This window comes from Arsenicibacter sp. R0_47, assembly GCF_057652235.1.
The window spans coordinates 313,929-334,981 of the sequence record NZ_JBYFCJ010000001.1 but is presented as its reverse complement, the minus strand read 5'-3'; the positions used below and the strand labels follow the sequence as shown (position 1 = coordinate 334,981).

Sequence of the window (21,053 nt, the reverse complement as noted above, 5' to 3'; positions counted from 1 at the left end):
TGGTTTTTTTTAAAACATAAATTCAAAACAACAAAAAAAAAAATATACAAACATTTGGGGGCCACGCGGGTATGTCGCCCCACCACTATTTATTTACAAACCAGAACAACCCAGCAACAATCAGAACAAACCAGAACAATCAGAATAAACCAGCAACAACCAGCATCAAAACGTTTTGATGTTAGTTTTTTCTCCGAATCTGTCTTTTTCGTTTCCGTAAACCAGCCGGAAATGGCGCTATTTGCATCGCACATTCAGGTGCAGCGGATTGAGTAATCCGCTGTAAACCGAAGCAACGCCTCCATGAAACCGATGCATGTTCTTTTCGCCGGCCTGTTCACCTTATCAGCCTGTATCAGTCCGCTTTTTGCACAACAGAAAAGCTATTCTCTTGACTTTAAAGGGGATAAATACGAGACACAGACAATATCCATTAATGGTACTGATCATAAAATCAGGGCCTTTGAACGGATTGTTTACGTAGCGAACCCTGTCGATACAACGTTTCAGATCCTGAACATTTACGTTCCGGAAGGCTATTTCAACGGCGAAACCATTAATGGCTATACCGCCCGAACCGCTCCCATCTTTTTCCCGAACCGGGTCGGTGGCTACATGGCTGCCCAACCGGCTACGGCCACCAACACGCCTGCCGGCAGACCCGGCGGGAATGGTATGCCCCCGCAAGGTCCCGGCGGACCACCCAATGGCATGGGCGGTAATCGTGGTCCGTCAACCGTTGCACTGGCCCTTGCGAAAGGCTACGTAGTGGCGTCAGCGGGTGCGCGCGGCCGCATGACTAAAGATGCACAAGGGATTTATACCGGCAAATCGCCGGCGGCACTCGTTGATCTGAAAGCGGCGATCCGCTACCTGAAATACAACGACAAGGCCATGCCCGGCGACGCCAACAAGATCATCTCAAACGGTACGAGCGCGGGTGGTGCCATGTCGTCGCTGCTGGGAGCAACCGGCAACAACAACGATTATGAACCGTATCTGAACGCCCTGGGCGCGGCACCGGCTAAGGACGACATCTTTGCGGTATCGGCCTACTGCCCGATCATTAACCTGGAAAACGCCGACGCTGCCTACGAATGGCAGTTCAACGGGGTAAATACCTACCGGCGCGGTGGCCCAATGCAGGGCACCAACACGGCCGGAACGGACCTTACACCTGAGCAGATTTCGGTGTCGGCCCAATTAAAGGCCCTTTTCCCCGCTTACCTGAACAGCCTGAATCTCAAGACCCCGAACGGGCAACGCCTCTCGCTCGATAACAACGGCAATGGTTCCTTTAAAGAATACGTCAAAGCGTACGTAATCGCTTCGGCGCAGAAGGCGCTTGATAGCGGAAAAGACCTGTCGGTCCATTCGTGGCTGACCAGCTCGGGCGGCAAGGTTACCGGCCTTGATTTCGATGCCTTTGTGCGGTATCAGGAGCGGATGAAAACCCCGCCGGCCTTTGACGCCCTTGACCTTACCTCGCCCGAAAATCAGGAATTTGGCACCGCAACGATTGATAAGCAGCATTTCACCGCCTTTTCAGCCAGCCACTCAACTGTGCAGGCATCACGTGCCGATGAACAGTTTGTGCGGATGCTGAATCCGATGTACTATATCGGCGCGGCGGGCACGCAGACGGCTAAACACTGGCGCATCCGTCACGGCTCGAAAGACAAAGACACCAGCCTGGCCATTCCTGTTCTTCTTGCCACCGCCCTCCAAAACAAAGGGTATAGTGTTAATCTGGAACTACCCTGGGACCGCCCCCACAGCGGTGATTACGACCTCGACGAGCTGTTTCAATGGGTGGATCAGCTTTGTAAATAACCGTTTCTTTTGTTGCTGAGGGTTCTGGTAGTTGCTGAGGGTTGCTGGTGGGTATTATTGCCCCTTTGTAGTGGTGGCACGACTGTGGAGCGGCCGCTTTGTGAAGCGATCACAAATAGTCGTGCCACCACTTATTAACTACCAGAACCCAGAACCATCAGCAACCATCAGAATCTGGAACTATTATTCCAGCGCGAAGACAATCGGCAGGTTGTAGCGTACCCGGACGGCACGGCCGCTTTGTTTGCCGGGTTTCCAGCGTGGCATTGCTTTAACGACCCGGATTGCTTCTTCATCACAGCCAAAGCCAATGCCGCGCGGTACCTGCACATCGGTCAGGGTGCCGTCGGTGCCAACAATAAAGCTGACAAACACACGGCCGCTGATGTTAGACCGCGCCGCCTGACCCGGATACTGCAACGACTTTTGCAGAAACTTCGCCAAAGCCTCCATGCCGCCCGGAAACTCCGGCTGCTGCTCAACAAACAAAAACGGTTCATCGGATTTAGGCGGGGCCACCTCAACCGCCTTCTCCTGTACGGTTGGCGCAGCCGACTCGACCGGCGCAATGATTTCCTCCACATCGCCCGTCCCTTCAACGGTCTGCTCCCCGGGTTTGGCCTGAGCTAATTCGTCGATGGTAGGCGGCAGATTTTCTTCCAGCACCTCCTCGTCCGGTAAGACAACCGGCGGCAGATCACGCACGGTGGTTTGCTGCGGCAGCGGCTCCTCGGCGCGGATCGGGATGGGCTCCTCCTTAAGCTCCTGTACCTGAATCGGCGTCATATCGACGGCAATCATCTGCTCGTCTTTCGGCAGTTTATCCGCAAAAAGCCGGTAGACCGTCGGCATACCAATCCCCAGTAAAAAGATGGCGCTGCCGGCCAGCAGGGCGCGGTTGATAGTGCTCCGATATCCCCGCCGCAGGGCAAAAGCGCCATATGCCTGATTACGGTTAGCGAAGATCAATTCGTCGAGTGTGTGCGTTGTTTCCATGAATCTGTTGTTTTCCGATGGATGCAGCTGCCTCTGAAATTGCATAAGATAGTTTAGCAGTGGTAGCACGAATTAGAGTCGTGCCACCACTATGTAAATCGCCAAACCAACACAATAAAAACAGACCGAACGGGGCTCTGTCATTAAAATAATACAATTTCCCTCTAATGAATTTCTAATTTCATTCTAAAAAGTCTCTTAGTTCTCTGTGCCAATTTTGTACCATCGATTTATGGAATTATCCATCCAACTAACTCAATTAGGTATGAAAACGATAGGTGCATCCATATTAGCTTTTGGCTTGTTAAGCGTTGTCGCTGTACCCTCATGGGCACAGACAGTCAACGCAAAGCCACAGCAGCAGTCAACTACCACACAACCCGCTACTGATCAGAAACAGCCGGCTATGCCAGCGGTAAAACAACCGGCAACCGGTGCTCAGCCGGCCACGCAAGCAGCTCAGCCGGCCGCACAGGCACCTGCCGCTAATGCGGTAGCCTCGCAGCCGTCACCGAAAGCAGCCAGCGAAGATCCCGTTGAGCAAGGCTTTGATGCCCTGCGCGACGGACAACTTGATGAAGCAAAAGCTATTTTCGACAAGGAAGTAGCTGCCGATAAAAAAGACTATCTGGGTATGGTTGGTCAGGGAAGCGTCGCGCTTATTAAAGGCGATGTAAATGCGGCCAAAGAAACATTTGCCACGGTAGAGAAAAAAGCCAAAAAGAAAAATCCGGACTGGCTTTACCACATGGCCGAAGCCTATACCCTGACTGAGAATAAACAGTATGCCGATGAAGCGCTGCGTTTGATTAACCTGGTGCTGGAAAATGAGAAAGCGGAGAAAAAAGCTGAATACTATCTCGTAAAAGGGGACGCGTTCTGGCTTAAAAATCAGGGTGGTGACGCCGTATCTGCCTATGAAGCAGCCTTGCAGCTACAGCCACAAAATCCTTATGCCCTGACTCAGATTGGCCGGATTTTCAAGGCCTCAAAAAACTATAACAATGCCCGTGATTACTTCGTAAAAGCCATCGGTCTTGACTCAACGAAAGCTGATGCGTACTACGAACTGGGTGACCTGTATACGATGGGCCGTAATTACCGCTCGGCGGCTTTCAATTACAAAAAGGCAATCGATAACTCAGCGAACGTGCCGGACAGCACCCTGCTGAATTATACGAAAATGGCCTTCCTTGCAGAGGATTACAAAAACATGATGACGTATCTGGACAAGATTAAAAACAAAGATGCCATTGTGAATACCAATCCTGTACGCCGGATGTATGCCTATGCCTACGTAACGGAAGATTACAAGCAGTATGATAAGGCGCTGGAACTGATGAAGCAGGTGCTGGAAAACAACGACGTGAAAAAAGATTCACTGGTCCGGACACTTGATTACGCCGCTATTGGTCAGGCATATGCTAACCTCGAAGGTCCCGGCTACGACTCGCTGGCAATCGACTATCTGAGCAAAGCCAGCGACGAAGACACAGCGAAAACGTTCTATGGTGATGTAGCTAATCTCTATTACACCAAGAAAAAGGACTATGCCAATGCAGCTTATGCATACGAGAAGCTAAACAACTGGAAAGAAAAACACAACCAGAAGGTCGCTAGTCAGGATTACTTTAACCTGGGCCGGAGTGCATACTTTGGGTTTACCATTAACAAAGACAGTACGCTGATTACCAAGGCTGATTCAGCATTCGCGAAACTGGCCGAAGTAAATCCGACATATGGCGGAGCGTATCTCTGGCGGGCACGGGCAAACCGGTATATGCCGGACTCTATGGCCAATGATCGTGCCGTCGGGTATTATAAAACCCTGGTCAACTTTGCCGATACGGTTTCAGCCTCGTCGCCGAATAAGATTACCCCGAAAGACCTGGCTGAGGCCCATAGCTTTATCGGGTATTCGTACTACAATCAGAAAGATGTAGACAATGCGATGGTTTCGCTCAATAAAGCCATGGAACTGGACCCAACCAATAAAATGGCAACTCAGTTGATTGACAATATTAATAAAAGCAAGACAGTTGCTAATTCCGGCAAAAAAGCCCCCGCAACCAAGCGGACAGCCCCCGCAAAAGCGAGTAAGCCTAAGGCCGGAAATGACGATTCTCCCGGTGGTGGCCGGTAGTTTATGATTGTACCTAAGCCGGATAGCGGCACGACTGATGTTGTGCCGCTATTTTTATGCCCTCGGCACGACCATCACGACCTCTTCCTTATCGATAACTACCTGTCCTTCAGCCAGTCCTTTTGGCTTTCTGACAAACTTTTTCGGTGTTACGATAACCGGGCAAAGGCTGTCGTTTTTTCGCTTCGAATACCAGGCGGCGAGTTCGGCGGCCCGTTCGATTACCGTTTTCGGAAAGGTTTTGCCGGCCTGATATTTGATCAGTACATGCGAGCCCGACACATCGCGGGCGTGCAGCCATAAGTCTTCCTTAAAGGCATAACGCTGGGTCAGCAGGTCGTTATTTCTGGCGTTCCGGCCGATGAGAATCGTAAACCCTTCGTACTTTAGTTCTTTGAACAACTCAGCCGGTCCTTCGGCAATGGAGTCGGTCAGCAGCCCGTGTTGCTTGATGTATTTCCGCAGGTTTTTCAGCCCGGTCAGTTCATTCAGCGCGGCCATGTGCTGCCCGATCTGCGCGATTTCCTGTTCCCGGACCGTAATCTGCTGTTGCAGGTGATCCTCTTCTTTTTTCTCGTTTTTAGCTTTCCGGTAAAACAGCTCGGCGTTTTTCTGGGGCGTCTGGTCGGTTTTGAGCTTGATCGTCACCGGCTGATCGCGGTAAAAATCGTACAACGTAACCTGATCCGGCGACCGCTGGCCGGGCGGTTCCGGAATATCGTGCAGATTAGCCATCAGGATATTGGCAACTTCCTCATTCTTGATGCTTTCTTCGCGGCCGATCAGCCGCTGCATATTGGCATCAATCTGGGCACTGGCCCGTTTCAGGCGTTTTTCCAGCAGCCGCAATACGTCGCCTTTTTCCTTGTCGAAGAAGTTCTGACCGGCATAGGAAATAAAAAAGCGGTTCGTGGCCTCCATCGGCTCGTCGAATTCGCGGATAATTTCGCCAACCGGAAGCAGCGATAACGTGGGCTGGTGGTCAACTTTAGTCAGGTAGTAGCGGGGCTGTTCGAGCTGACGGACAACGTCCTGCAACAAGGTCCATTTTTCAGCCGGTGTTTCGCGGAGGGGTAATTCTGTAGTTAGCCAGGCATTAACGATTTTACCGAAGGTCGGAAACAGCTTACGATGGTCATATCCCGCCTGCTCATAAGCCCCGAATGACTGGTCAATGGGCCGGTCGAGAGCGCTGAGCCGCAACTGGTGATCGGTCTGGAGCTTCTGGTTGAAAACGTCTTCTACGGCATCACCGTTAAAGGCCAGAAAATTAGGCCGGTTGCCAAAGAATTTGAAGAGAAAGGTATACCCGTCGGCCAGTTCAATTGCCAGGCACCGTTCATTCAGAAATGACCGGACACCCGTCACCGGCTTATCGTACAACTGCTCAAACAGATCGACGCTGTTGGTACGGGCCCGCTGCACCACATCTGGAAACAACAGTCCCGAAAAGTCCGGTTTCAGCGTTGCTTTGATATAAAACGGCTTGTAATAGTTATTTTTTCCCCTCGCCTGCGCAAACACCAGCACCAGCTCGTCGCGCTCCTGGCTGAAGCACTCCATAAAGGTTAACCCGTACAGATTTTTTTCTAACAAGGGGGCCAGCTGACGAAGGAAATAGTAATTGGTATGCATGACCGACAGGATTCGTATGATTTAATGACTGACAGGATTGACTGAATTGACAGGATACGTATGATTCAATGATTGACAGGGTCATTTGGTAAAGTCTTGAAAAAGAATCCTGTTTATCCTGTAATCCTGTCTGAACAGAAAAGATGACCCGTATAAAAGCGAAAAGCGATCCCGAGTTGTCGGGACCGCTTTTCTAGTGAACAATAGGGCTAATTACTTAGCTGAATCAGCTGACATTGTAGCAGCCGAATCAGTTGCCATTGTGCTGTCTGTAGCCATTGTTGAAGAATCAGCAGACATTGTCGCTGTAGTGTCAGTTGTAGCTGCACCTTCTTCAGTTTTTTTCGATTGGCAAGCTGTAGCCAGAGAGATCATTGCCATTGCGAAGAATGCGTATTTTACCAGAGCTTTCATGAGTTTGTAGCGTTTAAACGTTAATGATAAATGTCAACCTTAATACCCTATCTGGAAATAGGTAACCCATTAGATTGAGAAATATTTTATATTTTTTTTTGGGTTACTATTTTCAGGGCGGCGTATTAATCTATGAAGGTAATTAATGAAGGAAAATAGCGGGTTAAGATCGCCCGGCACAGGCGCTAACCGGTTAAGGCTCACGGATGATGAGCTGCTGGCGGGTCTGGCTGAAGGCGCAGACGGAGCACTTGCTCAGCTCTACCAGCGGTATTTTCCGATGGCACTGCACTTAATTGTCAGTAACAACGGAAGCGAAGACGACGCCAAAGATATTTTTCAGGAGGCCATGGTGGTGCTCTATGAAAAAGTCACCGAAGGCTCGCTGGAACTGCACTGTCAGGTAAAAACCTACCTGTATTCGGTGTGCCGGCGGCTGTGGCTGAAACAACTGGCCCGGAAAGGCCGTTACACGCTCTACGATACCGAGCGTGATCCCGGCGAGGGCGAGCCTACGGTTGCTATTGAAACCGACCTGAGTGACCACGCGCAGCGGGACATTCAGTTTGAGGTCATGGAATCATCGCTGACGAAGCTGGGAGAGCCGTGCCGCACGTTATTAGAAGATTTTTATATCCGTCACCTGTCAATGCAGGAAATCACGGATAAGTTTGGATATACGAACCCGGACAACGCCAAGACGCAGAAGTACAAGTGCCTGCAGCGGCTGAAGCGATTGTTTTTTTCGGTGTATAAGGAGGATTGACCGATGGAAGAAGATCAGGACATAGAAAAAGCCCTTGAGCGGTATCGCCGCCGGGTTGATTTACGGAAAAAACTGGATCAGATTCACGCCAGCATGGATATGGATGCCATTCAGAACAACCTGCAATGGCAGCAGCAAAAGCGTCCGACCCTGATCCGGCAACTGTGGCAGGCCCACAAGCAGACACTGGCCATCGCGGCTTCGGTGGCGCTGGTGACGACGTTTGCTACCCTATTCACCGTGTGGCAATACCGGTCAACGCACCAGCAGCAGGCGCAATACAGCATGTTGCGGCGGGATGTACAGGCGATTAAACAATCGCAGAACCAGATTCTGAGCAGCCTGAGCGCACGCCGCCGGGCGGCCTTTAACTCGACACCGGCACGGGTAGCCGGCACCAGTTTTCTGGTGGCCCCGAATGGCTATCTGGTTACCAACAACCACATTGTACAGGGCGCGGACTCCATTTATGTACAGGATCATAAAGGAGATGTGTATAAGGCACGCATGGTGTATACAAACCGTGGCTATGATCTGGCCATTTTACAGATTCAGAGCGACAGCTCGTATAAACCACTGCCGACGCTGCCCTACAGTTTTGAGCCACGTCCGTCGGATTTAGGCGAACGCGTTTTTACGCTCGGTTACCCGCGCGACGAAATTGTGTATGATGAAGGCTATCTGAGTTCACGCACCGGTTTCCGCAACGATTCGTCGGCCTATCAGGTGGCGATCAGTGTAAACCCGGGGAACTCCGGCGGCCCGCTTCTCGACGAAAAAGGCAACGTAATCGGTGTCATCAGCGGGAAACAGGTTTCGACCGAAGGCGCTTCGTTCGCCATCAAAACCGATTACCTCTTCCGGGCCATCGGCGATATTCCGGGCGATTCGCTGAAAGGGGCGTCGCTGAAACTGAACCGGAAAAATACGCTGGCTAAACTGCCACGGAAGCAACAGATCAAAAAAGTACAGGAGTGCGTGTATCTGGTGAAGGTATTTAAACACTAAGCAGCAGCATTCTTTCCCATAAAAAAAGCGGACAGGCTAAAGGGCCTGTCCGCTTTTTTTATGGGAGTACTGACATCACACAGTCTGGAGGTACATGGCTTCGAGTTCGCTGGCAGTCAGATGCATCGCCTGCAGCGTTTCGACCAGCTGCCCCTGACGCATGATGCCGATATGTGTCCCGATTTCTTTCGCCCGGAAAATATCGTGTGTGGCCATCAGGATAGCGGTTCCCGACTGTTGCAGGTTCAGTAAAAGGTCCGAAAACTCGTTGGCGGCTTTGGGGTCGAGGCCGCTGGTAGGTTCGTCGAGCAGGAGCACTTTCGCTTCTTTCGCGAGCGCAATGGCAATGCCTACTTTCTGCCGCATCCCTTTCGAATAGAGACCCAGCCGCCGGTCATGCGCATCGGCCTGCAAACCGGCGCGGTTCAGCAGTGCACGCAGCTCATCCGGCGTGTACCGGAACCCCGCCAGCGAGGCAAAAAAACGCAGATTTTCGACGCCCGACAGATTAGGGTATAACATAACTGTCTCGGGCAGGTAAGCCAGATACTGTCTTGCCTGCTGCGGATGCTGCGCTACGTCAAGGCCATTGATCAGCGCCTGCCCCGACGTGGGCTGTAGAAAACCCAGAAACAGGTTAATTGTCGTTGTTTTACCGGCCCCGTTCTGGCCAAGCAGACAAAAAATATCACCGGGAGCCACCGCCAGATTCAGTGACTGAAGCGCCGGACGGGCATTTGACTGGTATTGTTTGGTTAGTGCAATAGCTTGTAACATAGCGCTTACAGATTAAAGACGATACAGGTTGCGGCGGAAGTTATACCAGCCTGATACGGCAAATAACGCGGCAAAGAGCAGCAGCGGCAACAACACACGCCCCGCCGCCGGCCTTACCGGATCCGAAAAAGTTTCGACCCCGATCCGATTCCAGCGTATGGCTGACACCGGCACATCCGTGAAAATTTTCGGATAGAAATACAGTCGTTTCTGCTCATGAAAACGAGACGTAGCGTCCAGAAAACGGAGTTGATTCCCCAATCCCGAACGCGCCACATCATTGAGCTGGAGCTGGGTATGCAGCGAAGGCAGCAGACGCCCTACCCACTGGCTCACGGTTTCGCGCATCCGAAGCTTTTCCTGCAACCCGGCCGATTGGCTAGCAGCATCATCGTCGCCCATCTGCTGCATCGCGTAGTACCACTGCCAGCTGAACACATCGGCCGCGAACGGAAACCGCTTAAACTGAGGATAATGAGCGTTGAACCGGTTCATGGTCGTTTGTTTGTCCATGTCCCATTTTTCGTGGTAGCCTTTCCGCTGCCGGACCATGGTATCAAATGCTTCGGGCACCGGATAGCGGCTGGCAATGTAGCTGTTGAGCAGGGCAGGCAGAACAATAACCATGCTTAACCACATCGTAACGAGTACAATGGCATTTACGCTCGACTGCCGGTTGAGCGATACAACCCAGAAACAAAGGCCAAACCACGCCAGCAGATACAACACCGAGGTAGCCGCATACAGCGCCAGCGCCCCGTCAAACGGAATGTCAGACCAGAGCACAGCAACAGCCAGCAGCCCCAGCAACACGCTGTAGATAACAACTATCCGGACCGCAAAAAGCCGGAGCAGCAACCCGAACAGATGCCGGCTTTGTACGGCCATAAGTTTCCATGTGCCGTTTTCCTTTTCTTCTGAAACCAGATTGTAGGTAAAGGCAATGATCAGCAGCGGAAAAAGGTAAATCAGTACAAAGCTGAAATCCAGATTACCCGACAGCAGGTTGGCGGGGTTTGTCAGATCTGCATCATATTTCTGTCCTTCGAGCCCGCGGATGGTTACCCGCTGGATGGACGGATTTACATCACGCTGACCGATAGACAGGGCGTTGATCGGAGCGGTTTCGTTGACTAGTGCAAACTGGGTGTAATAGAGCATCAGCCCCAGTTCACCGGCATGGTAACGGGCATTGCGGCTGATTGATTCGCGCTGATACCGGCTGGTTTCAGTAACATGCTGCCGTTGCCGGTCCAGAAACTGATTACCGATATTGAGGCTGATCAGGCCGGCGATCAGCAGAAAACCTACACCCAGCCGCATCGGTGTGGTCCGTATGAAATTGGTAAGTGCCAGAAAAAACATAATCAGACAGCGTTGAACGTTTTAGACAGGCGCAGTAGCAGTACAACCAATAGCAGCATCCAGCCGGCGAAAGCGGCCAGCGCTACCGTTTCGTGGACCAGCACCGCCCCGACCGATGGCGATTGGTAGTGAAAATCCGGAATCTGCGCCCAGTATTTCCGGTCAATGACATAGGGCTTATCGGTCGGAGCGAGCTTTTTGTTACTCACCAGCCGGATCTGCAGATCGTTCAGGGTCTGGGCCATGTCGTAGCGATAAGCCTCCGCCTGCCGCTGAAAGTCCAGATAGGTACCGTAGTCGGTGCCTGCCATGGCCATCGACAGTTTTTTCACGGCCATGTAGGGGTCTGCGAAAGCCATAATCCCCGCAAACCGGTTTTGTTTTGCAAACGTCTGCTGGAGCCCGTCGAAGTGGCGGTTATAAATCGCCGCGCTGATTTTTTCGCCTTCTGCCATCACAAATCCGCTGTAGTTAAATGATAGTTGCTGAACAGAATCGGCGTGGTTGGCGGCCAGCAGCGAATCCTTCAGCGCTTTGTAGTGCGGATCGTCGGGATTGTGGCTATCTCCCTGCCGCACAATATCCGCATGGATGGCGGCCTCAAACTGCACTTTCGACGGTGCCGGATACAAGGCAGATCCCAGCGCCTGCGACGCACGTGGTAACACAATCGTCAGCGTCAGCCAGAGGCCGGTCAAGGCCACCAGCGCCGTTTTGGCAGTCGGGCTGGCGGCCGACACCAACACCGTAATGACGCAGAAAAACGCCAGATACCCCGTGTAAAACACGCCCAGGCACAAAAGCCGGATCACTTCATCCGGCCAGTAGCCCTCCTGCCGGCCCGTCAGCCAGAGCCCCGCCGCCAGAAGCATAACCGGCCCGAATACCGTCAGCGATACCGCCAGCAGACCGAAGCTTTTCCCTGCCAGGAGCTGCCGCCAGCTTACGCCCTGGCTCAGTAACAACCGCAGCGTACCGTTTTCACGGTCAGTTGCGATGGTGCCGAAACCCAAAAAAATAATCAGCAGCGGTACCAGCAGTTGCAGGATCATGGCCAGGCTGATTTCTCCGAAGCGCAGTGTCCCCGTCGACAAACCGGCGTCGGAAAAATTGACGGAATTCTGCCGGTGTGCTTCCAGAAAAACAGCATTACCCAGAAAGCTTTCCATACCGGGATCGAATACGCTCAGCGCCGGTTTCGGGCGAAAGGCAAAGTGGCCGTAATGAGCCATACGGTGCGGGTGTTTATCCGGATTCTCAAGCCAGTCTTTGCGGGCCTGTTCCTGATAGTCGTGCCGGATTGCGTCCTGCTTTTCGCGGCGTACCCAGCCCGTTACGGCGGCATAGACCGTCAGTAAACCAATCACAAGCAACAGCGCCCGGATCGCCTTGCCGGCAAACGTCATCTGCCAGAACTGACGGGCAATAATCCATTCTGTATACATAAACCAGTGTTAAAAACGATACGTCAGCGTCAGCATACCTGATCGCGGTGAACCGGGGAAAAGGCGGAGGTAGTTCTGCGCACCAATCCAGTATGTCCGGTTAAAGAGATTATTGACATTGAATGCCACCTGGACATTACTCTTCGACGGTGTGTAATAGACCGCCATGTCGAAGAGTGTATAGGCCGGTACCTCAAAGGCGCGCGAGAACCACGGAATTTTGCTGCCGCTGTACTGGAAGCCCAACCCAATGCCCAGATCCTGCAGCGACGATCCGGCCGGGAAGTTGTAGCGCGTCCAGAGGTTGCCGCTGTGTTTGGGCGTATTCTGTTTCCGGGCACCAATGAGCGCCGCCTCACGGTCATTCACAATCACGGCATCGATGTAGCTGTACGAGGCATTGATCTGCCAGTCGGACATCAGATACCCCGCTACATCCAGCTCAAACCCGCGGCTCCGTTCGGCCCCGCGTGTCACCAGTAAATCCGGATTGACAGGATCGTTGGCATTCATAAGAATATTCCGCTGGTTGATTTCATAGACTGCTGAGGTAATGTAGAGGCGGTTTTCGAGCAACCCGGCTTTTACACCCAGCTCTTTCAGATCGCTCTGCAACGGATCGAACAGACTGCCGGCCGGAGCAGTCACCGGCATCAGCGTTACGGTGTTGGCCTGCGGCTGGTAACCTTTCAGGTACGTGCCATACAGATTCACACGCGGGTTGAGGGCATAGGTCATACCCAGCCGGGGCAGCAAGGCTGTTTTCCGGACTGTAAGGGTGCCGGGCGCATTGTAGTTGGTAATTTCTTCGTACCATTCGTTTCGCAGGCCAAGCAACAGGGTCAGCCGCTGCCAGGTCAGCTGCTCCTGCACATACACCGCTTGCGTTGTGGTCAGGGCCGGTTGCAGCGCTGTACGGACATTCATCACGTAATCGTTTACATTCCGGATACTATACACCGGATTTTTCAGGTCAAAATGGGCAACATTGGGCCGTGGCATTACCACCCCGTCTACGGTCATGGTCTGGTAGCTGGCAGCGCTGGCCGGCACAAACGACGACGCAACGGAACCATTTGTCAGCAGATATCCGCGTGCTGCATTCTGACCGCCGCCTTTCAGCTTCTGCCACCGGTTAAGGTCATAACCAGCCAGCAGATTATGCCGGAGCGGACCGGTATTGCCCGTAATGTTGAGGTAGCTGCTCAGGTTGTCGACGTTCCAGAACTGCTTCCGCTGCACAAACTGCATCGCGGCCTGCGACGTTACCGGCCTGTTGTTAATATCGACCGCAAAGGCGTTGGTTGTCCGGTGTTCCTGTAAATCTTCCGTCCAGTTCTGTTTCATGTACGATACATTCAGGCTGATATTGTCGGTAAACCGGTGAGCCAAATTACCCATAATGATCATCTCCTTCGACTTGAAGAAATCGTTGGAAGCGCCCAGATTCAGGCTGATGGGTGTACTGTTGAGATTGGTTACGCCCGCCACGGCACCGAAAACCGGCTGTCCGCGATCCAGATTGCCGGCCATGTTACTGACAATCATTTCTGCATTCACCGCCGTTCTGGTATTGGGAATGTAGGAAAACGAAGGCGACACCAGCAGGGAATTGTTCCGGACCAGATCGCGGTAACTGCGGGCCTCCTGATAAGCGCCGTTGAGACGATAAAGCAGCGTTTTTTTCTCGTTCAGCGGACCGGTAAAATCAAGTGTTCCGCGCATGGTACTGAAGCTGCCTACACTCATACTCACTTCTTTCCGGCTGATAGCCAGCGGCTTTTTAGTTACCAGGTTAATACTGCCACCCGGATCAACCGACGAGAACGACGCACTGGCGGGCCCTTTCAGTACCTCCACCCGTTCGATATTTGTCGTCAGCGGCTGCAGAAAATAATATTGCCGGGTACGCATGCCATTGATAATCTGGCCCTCTTCGTTCTGACTGATGCCACGGATGGCATACTGGTTGTAGTAACTTGACGGCGCCACACCACTTACAATTTTTACCGCATCAGCCAGCTGAAACGCCTGCCGGTCGGCAATCAGTTCTTTAGTAACCGTATTGACCGACTGCGGAATGTCTTTATTGCGCGCGGCAATTTTCATGGCCGAAAACGAATAATCACTGTTATATTCCTTCGACGCCCGCCCGACGACTTCAACCGTTTGCAGTTCGGTAATTTCCGGTACAAGTTCAATAACAAATGAGCGCTCCTTGCCCCTGACAGTGATGGTCCGGTAACCAACTCCTGACACCTGCAGCAGCCCTTTTGCTTCTATCGTAAACTGCCCCTGATCATCGGTTGTGATCCCGGTTTCGGTACCGGCCACCTTAACGGCTGCCCCTGCAACCGGTTTACCTGTAGTAGCATCATGCACCAGCCCGGTTACCCGCTGGGCATAAGTACATATAAAACACAGAATAAATAGAATAGTAAACAATAGCCTCATAATGTAGCGATTAAATTTGAAGAGTGGTTTATTGAAACAGTGAGGGGGATTTAGTCAGCAGCCAGCACCTGATTCATGCGTGTTTGCATGGCCTTGATATTGGCCAGTACTTCGCACTGCAGGTCACGCATCTGATCGGCGGGTAAATCCTTAAGCGTAGCATCCGTATGGTGATGATGTTCGTGTTTGCCGTGATCGTGATGGTGTTCATGCTCCATCCCGGGCACCTCAACATAAGTTACTCTCCCAGGTCTCAAAAGCGGTCTTGAGGCTATCCAGCGTCGCCACCTGCTGTTGAGCCCAGGGAGTAATCTGCATCATCAAAACTGTTTTGAGGGAGTCAATCCGGTCGATTTCCGGTTCAAGCTTTTCCTGAATATCAGTCGCTTCCTGATGAAAACGGGCAGCCTCTTCCAGCAGAGCTGCCTCCTTTTTCTCTTCATCAGACGTACAGCCAGTCAGTGCTCCCGGCACCAGTATCCCACAAAACAATTTCGTTACCATAATTGGTTGATGATGAATTGAGGAACAAAGTAACATCATTTGCAACATTGTTGCAAAAATTAATTTATGGATTCTTTACGCCGGGCTAGTTCATCCAGCCGCAGCATCCGGTTTACCGCCACGCCGGCTTTACTCCCCGCCGCCACCGCCATCGCGACCTGCCGCATAAACGTCGTACAGTCGCCGGCGGCAAATACACCCGCTACATTGGTTTGGCCCATCCCGTCGACCGCAATATGCCCGGTCTCCGAATAAGCGCAACCAAGCTGCTCCGCCAGGTCGGTATGGTGGATAAACGGCACGCGGCTGAATATGGCGCTCAGCTCAATCGTCCGGTTATGTGCCAGTTGTACTGCCTGCATAAATCCATCCTCGTGGCGAATAGCCTGCACCTCGTCTTCGACTACCGTAATTCCCAGCTGCCGGACATCGGCCATCTGGTCAGCGGTCAGCGTCGACGGTCCGTTGGTAAACAGGGTCAGGTTGGGGCTCCACTGTTCAATCAGCAGGGCCAGTTCGTGGGCCATATCTCCGTTGGCCAGTAAGCCGATTGGTTCGTTCCGGACTTCGTAACCGTGGCAGAACGGGCAATGCAGCACCGAACGCCCCCAACATTCGGCAAACCCCGGTATGGGCGGCATCTGATCGGCCACACCCGTTGCCAGCAACAGTTTCCGGGCAGTCAGCCGGTCTCCTTCCTGTGTTGTGAGGGTAAAGCCTCCGGCAGTTTGCTCAGCCGTGATCACCGTCCCGCCGATCAGGTCAACGGTAGGGTAATGCTGCACATTCCGGCGGGCTTCTACCCCTATTTCGTTCGGTGGGCGGCCATCGTGCGTCAGAAAATTATGCGACGCCGGGGTCTGCCGGTTGCAGGGCTTTCCGGCATCAATGACGACTACATGCCGCATCGAACGGCCGAGCACAAGCGCCGCGCTCAGCCCGGCAAAACTGCCGCCGATAATGGCGGCATCGTATGGTTCTTTCATCGTTTTGTTGTTATTGCCAGACCGGGAACGGATCGGTAAACCGCCCCATTTTCTCCATGTGCAGGATCTCCTGCTCCGTACAGAGACAGTCTGTCAGTTCGCTTATAATCTGTGTTTTATCCAGGTCCTGGCCAATAATGACCAGTTCGTTCTGCCGGTCGCCGAAACGCTTGTCCCAGCGGGCTTCAATCTGTTCGCGGTGGTCGAGGAACGCGCCGTACCGTAACCGCTGCTGAAACGGCATCGACGCCCACCACACACCGGCCTGCTCGGCCCGAAGGCTCCCGCCTGCCTGACTGAAATTCAGCGCTTCGTCGGGGCGGGATGCCAGCCAGAACAGTCCTTTGCTGCGAATGATGCCCGCCGGAAAGTGTTCGCTCAGGTAGTGCCAGAACCGGACCGGATGAAACGGCCGGCGGTCGCGGAACACAAACGATCCGATGCCGTATTCTTCCGTTTCGGGGGTATGACCTACGCCGTTTTTGTAGTTTTCCAGCTCCTGTATCCAGCCTGCCGACTGCGAAGCTTCGTCAAAATCAAACAGGCCGGTATTCAGAATCCGAGCCGGATCGACCTTACTGAACTGGCTTTCAATAATCTGCGCCTTCGGATTTAGTTTTTGCAGGATCGACCGTAGTTCACCTACCTGATAGCGCGGCAGCAGGTCGGTTTTGTTCAGGATTATGACGTTGGCAAATTCGATCTGATCAGTCAGCAGGTTTACGATGGTACGTGTGTCGGTTTCATCGTCGTTCAGTGACCGGCTGTGTACGGTATCTACAGAACCGAAATCGCGCGGGAAGTTGTAAGCATCCACGACCGTTACCAGCGTATCCAGCTGCGAAAACCGGGAAAGATCAATGCCGTTTTCCGCATCGACAAACGAGAAGGTCTGCGCCACCGGCAACGGCTCCGAAATCCCCGTCGATTCAATCAGCAGGTAATCGAACCGGTTTTCGCGGGCCAGTTTCTCCACTTCCAGCATCAGGTCTTCGCGGAGGGTGCAGCAAATGCAGCCGTTACTCATTTCGACCAGTTTTTCTTCCGTCCGCGAGAGTGTATGCTGCTGCTGCACCAGTTGCGCATCCACGTTTACCTCGCTCATGTCGTTGACAATAACAGCCACTTTCAGGCCTTGCCGGTTGTGCAGGATGTGGTTGAGCAACGTGGTTTTACCCGCGCCCAGAAACCCGCTCAGTACGGTTACAGGTAGCTTTTTCATACAGTTCCAGTGATAACTCACGGGCAAATGTATGGACTCTTTTTCTTAAATGCAACAATGTTGCATTTAAGAAAATTAAGGTGCCAGTATGAGCTTACCGCCCGCGCTGAACCGCAGCTGCCCCGCCGTGTCAACCTGTATCTGCTTTACCTGCACCGGGGCCGAAATTGTTACCACATGTCCTGCCATCAACCGGACACGGCTGCTCACCGCCGGAACCGTTCCGCACAGCCAGGTCGAGGCGGCTTGCCAGTCTCCCGACTGAACCGACTGACTGACAGTAACATCTGTGCAGAGGAGTTTTGTCATAAAGGCCGCTGCCAGCCGGATATAGGCCGCCTGCGTATAAATACCAATCTCCGTAATTTCGTAGGCGTTGTCCGGATAATCCGTATTCCAGTCCTTGTAGGCTTTTTGCGCCGGTTGCCCCTTAGGCGGTATCAGCGCGCCGCTGTAATCCTGATTCGGTCCGCCGATCAGAAAACCGGGGAAGGGACCGGTTGCCGATGTAAGGGCATTGTCATAGGCTGTGCCGTCCCAGAACCAGCCGTGATAGATTTCATTCTGTGAGTTCGACGCACCCAGGGCATTCATCTGACTCAGGTAACATTTCGCATTCGGATTCAGGCCATGCAGGTAATGCAGGTAGCCCAGCGCCGCCTGCTGCAACGCTGTATTATTTGCCGGACTAAGGTTATTTATTTTTAGCAGCTGAAGCTGAACAGCGGCCTGTGCTTTCTGCTGATTTGAGTTCCACGGGTGGTAATTCAGGTATGCCCGATAGGCATCTGTGCGGTTCACAAAGGCAGGCAGTAATTTTGACGATGTTGTGATAAGAGCCGTAAATTTAGTACGGATTGCGGTGGCATGAGCGGGCGTCGCGTCCGGTGCGTTGGCGTAGGTCAGTAACGCGTCGAGTACCACCTGCCAATCGGGGAAATAAGCATCCGAACCGGCCGACCACTGCATCTGGCTGGTTTGCGCGTACAGGGTTTCAAATGCTGTTTTGTAAGCCGCACCGGCCGTGGCGCCAAACAACCGGAATAAATAGGCCGCCGCCACCGTCGGGTATGAAACACTGCGGTAATAACTGCTGTTGGCCGCATCGCCGTAAATGCCGTTGTCAGGGTTAAAACTACCGCCACCATTTATCAGAAACGGCGTATTATCAAAAATTACGTTCGGGTTTGCGTTTGCCCAGTTCCAGGCCTGTTGGGCAGCTGTCCTGAGCGTATTGGCATAGGTTGCCGAAAAACTGCCGAATACGCTGGCCGCATGGGCAAACACGGAAGCAACGGCATAGGTCGTCAGGGTGCTGGTGCCTCCGTAAAACCGCTGCCGGGTATCTGTACCGGGCGGGCTGCTTATGCCATAGCCTTTGATACTGACCTTACACCGTACCCGTCCATCGCTGTCCTGCATTTTCAGCAACCAGTCCAGCTCGTACGCGGCCTCATCGAGCGGCGCGGGCAATGTACCGGCAACGGCTGTCCACGAGGCCGGATTTTCCTCATAGGCTTTCAGCAGGTTATGGAGCGCCTCTGCTGCATAGAGCGCATACTTGTTAAAGTCCCCGGCATCATGCCAGCCACCCGACATATTCCGTTCTTTGGCTACATTAGACGGATCCGACACATCGCGGCAATGCGTATCCTGCAAATTGCCGAGGTGGCAGGCTGCATCCTGCCAGATTTTACTACCCAGCTGCCCGAAACGGGCCACCCCGCACCGCTGCATTTTCAGAGCCACCAGTGCCTGCCGCGCCGGAACATCATATACATTGTCGGCAATCACAAAGGGGTACGAACGTTTGTTTTGCCCGACGTCGCAGACATAGTATGTACCGGCCATCGTCACCGGCGAAAAATCAAACCACCACACCCTGTCGCCCGACTGGTTATGCGTTGCGCCCCCGTTCCAGGCCACGAGTGTTCCGCTGAACACTACACTGTTGTCAGCTACCCGCCGAAGCTGATACGTACTGCCCGGCGTGTACTGGCTTGTCTGATTGTACTGACTCACAGCAGGATCCGGACTACTGATGACTGCAACCTTCTGCGCGGCCGGCAAATAACCGAACTGATCTGTTTTGATGTGATCGTCGATAACAGCGGCGGCCGTTGTCGTAGTACTGCCAACTGTCACAACTACCTGTCCGGCAGCTCCCTGACACAAACCGGCCGTACAATAGGCCGTATAGGTGGTGGTTGTGACCGGTGTGACCGCAAGGGTAGCCGCCGTTGTGCCGGTGTTCCACGTATATCCCAGGCCCGCCGGACAAGCGGCCGTCAGCGAAATTGTTTGCCCCGCCGTTACCGACGCTGATGACGGACTGATGACCGGCACCGGCACAGAATAACTGCCTTTACTGAACGGACTCAGGTACGACCAGATCTGTTGTTCGGTGTTATAACCCGAATTGGCTACGGTTGGCCAGGCATGCCCCAGACCAGCCCGTTTCAGTGCCAGCAGTACAACCGGTACCGGACTGGTACAGAAATCATACCGGGTGATGTCAGCCGTATTGGTCGAAATCACCGGCGCGGCATTCGCACAGGTCGGCCAGGCATACGAGGCTTCGGGCCAGATCCAGCCACTGTTCAGGTCAGGAAAACCAACCTCCGTGTCGGTTGTGGCGTGGATGTGCAGTACGGGTGTCCGGGAAAATGTGCCGGCAGCAAACTGGCTGTTCAGGTAGGTATCGTTGCCCCACAGACTGGCAGCTACCGGCGCAATACCGGCAATACGGCCCTTCGAGGCATTGGCGATCGTCAGGTAATACGCCATGAAGCCCCCACCCGAATGGCCGGCTACATACACCCGGCTGCGGTCAACGCCGAAACGCCGGTAGAAATAATCGATCAGGTCTACGATAAACTGCACATCATCAGGCGCGTTGGCATCGTTGCCGTTATCCCCTGATCCCGTTGCATTATCAGCAAATTTATTCCACTGTACCGACCCTGCCACCGGTAGTGCATCCGGATATACGCTGATAAAATTTTGCGCATCGCCCACGGCATTAAAGCCGGTATAGTTCATGATCCCGGCACCGCTTCCACCGTCGCCGTGCAGTACAATCATCAGCGGAAGATTACAGGCAGGTGTAGCAGCAGGCAGGTGGTAGGTAAACGTGCGCGTCCGTGGATTACCGGTTTGCTGGCTGCTGGTGACGGAAATACTTCCGGTCAGCGTGGTCGCCGCCATCGGGGCGGTCAGGTTGCGGGCAGATACCATACCCGAAAACAGCCATAGGGTGCAGAAGATTATCAGGCTTTTCATTGTTGCGGAATTTGCGGTTAGAACAACGCTTGTGTGCCTGCCGGAATACGGCTAAGCAACGTTCTACCAGAAACTTACAACGGAAACCTGAGACATAGCCACCCTACTGAGCCAATGGCCGGTTTTCACGCGTAAGCGGCAAGATACCCCTTCCGGAAACAGGTCGTGGCCCGACCTGACAGGTGATACTGTCTGATCGGACCACGATTACGGTGTATGCTTT

At 53.1% G+C, this 21,053-nt stretch carries 17 protein-coding genes; 5 read left to right on the top strand and 12 right to left on the bottom strand.

All coding sequences use genetic code 11. The features are described from left to right. On the top strand, positions 1-276 hold a 276-nt coding region (locus AC23NW_RS01380; protein WP_487447212.1), incomplete at its 5' end, for a hypothetical protein. A gap of 36 nt (positions 277-312) precedes the next feature. Continuing rightward, complete coding sequence (locus AC23NW_RS01375) at positions 313-1,833, top strand: subtype B tannase (protein ID WP_487447211.1); 1,521 nt, start codon at positions 313-315, stop codon at positions 1,831-1,833. A 183-nt stretch (positions 1,834-2,016) separates the two neighbouring features. Here the strand turns inward: AC23NW_RS01375 and AC23NW_RS01370 are convergent, their stop codons facing one another. Continuing rightward, positions 2,017-2,829 carry an energy transducer TonB gene (locus AC23NW_RS01370; RefSeq protein WP_487447209.1) on the bottom strand — a complete coding sequence of 271 codons (813 nt, stop codon included), beginning with the start codon at positions 2,827-2,829 and terminating at the stop codon, positions 2,017-2,019. Between the two features lie 265 nt (positions 2,830-3,094). On the opposite strand from AC23NW_RS01370, the gene AC23NW_RS01365 reads away from it, so the two are divergent. Further along, entirely contained in the window at positions 3,095-4,972 is a 1,878-nt protein-coding gene (locus AC23NW_RS01365) for a tetratricopeptide repeat protein (protein WP_487447208.1), read from the top strand. A 54-nt stretch (positions 4,973-5,026) separates the two neighbouring features. Here AC23NW_RS01365 and AC23NW_RS01360 read toward each other — a convergent pair whose 3' ends face one another. Next, entirely contained in the window at positions 5,027-6,607 is a 1,581-nt protein-coding gene (locus tag AC23NW_RS01360; protein ID WP_487447206.1) for an NFACT RNA binding domain-containing protein, read from the bottom strand. Positions 6,608-6,820: 213 nt separating this feature from the next. Beyond that, positions 6,821-7,021 carry a hypothetical protein gene (locus AC23NW_RS01355; RefSeq protein ID WP_487447204.1) on the bottom strand — a complete coding sequence of 67 codons (201 nt, stop codon included), beginning with the start codon at positions 7,019-7,021 and terminating at the stop codon, positions 6,821-6,823. A 145-nt stretch (positions 7,022-7,166) separates the two neighbouring features. Here AC23NW_RS01355 and AC23NW_RS01350 point away from each other — a divergent pair, with 145 nt between their 5' ends. Both AC23NW_RS01350 and AC23NW_RS01345 read left to right on the top strand, forming a co-directional pair. Beyond that, the gene (locus AC23NW_RS01350; RefSeq protein WP_293841722.1) at positions 7,167-7,787 is read left to right on the top strand and encodes an RNA polymerase sigma factor; all 621 of its coding nucleotides are present in this window, start codon (positions 7,167-7,169) and stop codon (positions 7,785-7,787) included. A gap of 3 nt (positions 7,788-7,790) precedes the next feature. Then, positions 7,791-8,795, top strand: a complete 1,005-nt coding sequence (locus tag AC23NW_RS01345) for a S1 family peptidase (RefSeq protein WP_293841721.1) — start codon at positions 7,791-7,793, stop codon at positions 8,793-8,795. Between the two features lie 75 nt (positions 8,796-8,870). On the opposite strand, the gene AC23NW_RS01340 is transcribed toward AC23NW_RS01345, so the two are convergent. The 9 genes from AC23NW_RS01340 to AC23NW_RS01300 all read right to left on the bottom strand — a co-directional run bounded on the left by AC23NW_RS01340 (position 8,871) and on the right by AC23NW_RS01300 (position 20,830). After that, complete coding sequence (locus AC23NW_RS01340; protein ID WP_487447201.1) at positions 8,871-9,572, bottom strand: ABC transporter ATP-binding protein; 702 nt, start codon at positions 9,570-9,572, stop codon at positions 8,871-8,873. 12 nt (positions 9,573-9,584) lie between these two features. Further along, the gene (locus AC23NW_RS01335; protein WP_487447199.1) at positions 9,585-10,937 is read right to left on the bottom strand and encodes a DUF3526 domain-containing protein; all 1,353 of its coding nucleotides are present in this window, start codon (positions 10,935-10,937) and stop codon (positions 9,585-9,587) included. A gap of 2 nt (positions 10,938-10,939) precedes the next feature. Then, on the bottom strand, positions 10,940-12,382 hold the full coding sequence (locus tag AC23NW_RS01330) for an ABC transporter permease (RefSeq protein WP_487447197.1): 1,443 nt from the start codon (positions 12,380-12,382) through the stop codon (positions 10,940-10,942). Positions 12,383-12,391: 9 nt separating this feature from the next. Continuing rightward, the gene (locus AC23NW_RS01325; RefSeq protein ID WP_487447195.1) at positions 12,392-14,836 is read right to left on the bottom strand and encodes a TonB-dependent siderophore receptor; all 2,445 of its coding nucleotides are present in this window, start codon (positions 14,834-14,836) and stop codon (positions 12,392-12,394) included. 50 nt (positions 14,837-14,886) lie between these two features. Then, positions 14,887-15,054, bottom strand: a complete 168-nt coding sequence (locus AC23NW_RS01320; RefSeq protein WP_487447193.1) for a hypothetical protein — start codon at positions 15,052-15,054, stop codon at positions 14,887-14,889. Positions 15,055-15,064: 10 nt separating this feature from the next. After that, complete coding sequence (locus tag AC23NW_RS01315; protein WP_487447191.1) at positions 15,065-15,340, bottom strand: hypothetical protein; 276 nt, start codon at positions 15,338-15,340, stop codon at positions 15,065-15,067. A 59-nt stretch (positions 15,341-15,399) separates the two neighbouring features. Continuing rightward, complete coding sequence (locus AC23NW_RS01310) at positions 15,400-16,326, bottom strand: NAD(P)/FAD-dependent oxidoreductase (protein ID WP_487447190.1); 927 nt, start codon at positions 16,324-16,326, stop codon at positions 15,400-15,402. A 10-nt stretch (positions 16,327-16,336) separates the two neighbouring features. Continuing rightward, complete coding sequence (locus tag AC23NW_RS01305; RefSeq protein ID WP_487447188.1) at positions 16,337-17,548, bottom strand: GTP-binding protein; 1,212 nt, start codon at positions 17,546-17,548, stop codon at positions 16,337-16,339. A gap of 75 nt (positions 17,549-17,623) precedes the next feature. Further along, the gene (locus AC23NW_RS01300; RefSeq protein WP_487447186.1) at positions 17,624-20,830 is read right to left on the bottom strand and encodes a glycoside hydrolase family 9 protein; all 3,207 of its coding nucleotides are present in this window, start codon (positions 20,828-20,830) and stop codon (positions 17,624-17,626) included. Between the last annotated feature and the right edge of the window lie 223 nt (positions 20,831-21,053).

Excerpts from the sequence above, each read along its gene's own strand:
- AC23NW_RS01375 (WP_487447211.1), top strand. The coding sequence starts at position 313 with ATGCATGTTCTTTTCGCCGGCCTGTTCACCTTATCAGCCTGTATCAGT.
- AC23NW_RS01370 (WP_487447209.1), bottom strand. The coding sequence starts at position 2,829 with ATGGAAACAACGCACACACTCGACGAATTGATCTTCGCTAACCGTAAT.
- AC23NW_RS01365 (WP_487447208.1), top strand. The coding sequence starts at position 3,095 with ATGAAAACGATAGGTGCATCCATATTAGCTTTTGGCTTGTTAAGCGTT.
- AC23NW_RS01360 (WP_487447206.1), bottom strand. The coding sequence starts at position 6,607 with ATGCATACCAATTACTATTTCCTTCGTCAGCTGGCCCCCTTGTTAGAA.
- AC23NW_RS01355 (WP_487447204.1), bottom strand. The coding sequence starts at position 7,021 with ATGAAAGCTCTGGTAAAATACGCATTCTTCGCAATGGCAATGATCTCT.
- AC23NW_RS01350 (WP_293841722.1), top strand. The coding sequence starts at position 7,167 with ATGAAGGAAAATAGCGGGTTAAGATCGCCCGGCACAGGCGCTAACCGG.
- AC23NW_RS01345 (WP_293841721.1), top strand. The coding sequence starts at position 7,791 with ATGGAAGAAGATCAGGACATAGAAAAAGCCCTTGAGCGGTATCGCCGC.
- AC23NW_RS01340 (WP_487447201.1), bottom strand. The coding sequence starts at position 9,572 with ATGTTACAAGCTATTGCACTAACCAAACAATACCAGTCAAATGCCCGT.
- AC23NW_RS01335 (WP_487447199.1), bottom strand. The coding sequence starts at position 10,937 with ATGTTTTTTCTGGCACTTACCAATTTCATACGGACCACACCGATGCGG.
- AC23NW_RS01330 (WP_487447197.1), bottom strand. The coding sequence starts at position 12,382 with ATGTATACAGAATGGATTATTGCCCGTCAGTTCTGGCAGATGACGTTT.
- AC23NW_RS01325 (WP_487447195.1), bottom strand. The coding sequence starts at position 14,836 with ATGAGGCTATTGTTTACTATTCTATTTATTCTGTGTTTTATATGTACT.
- AC23NW_RS01320 (WP_487447193.1), bottom strand. The coding sequence starts at position 15,054 with ATGGAGCATGAACACCATCACGATCACGGCAAACACGAACATCATCAC.
- AC23NW_RS01315 (WP_487447191.1), bottom strand. The coding sequence starts at position 15,340 with ATGGTAACGAAATTGTTTTGTGGGATACTGGTGCCGGGAGCACTGACT.
- AC23NW_RS01310 (WP_487447190.1), bottom strand. The coding sequence starts at position 16,326 with ATGAAAGAACCATACGATGCCGCCATTATCGGCGGCAGTTTTGCCGGG.
- AC23NW_RS01305 (WP_487447188.1), bottom strand. The coding sequence starts at position 17,548 with ATGAAAAAGCTACCTGTAACCGTACTGAGCGGGTTTCTGGGCGCGGGT.
- AC23NW_RS01300 (WP_487447186.1), bottom strand. The coding sequence starts at position 20,830 with ATGAAAAGCCTGATAATCTTCTGCACCCTATGGCTGTTTTCGGGTATG.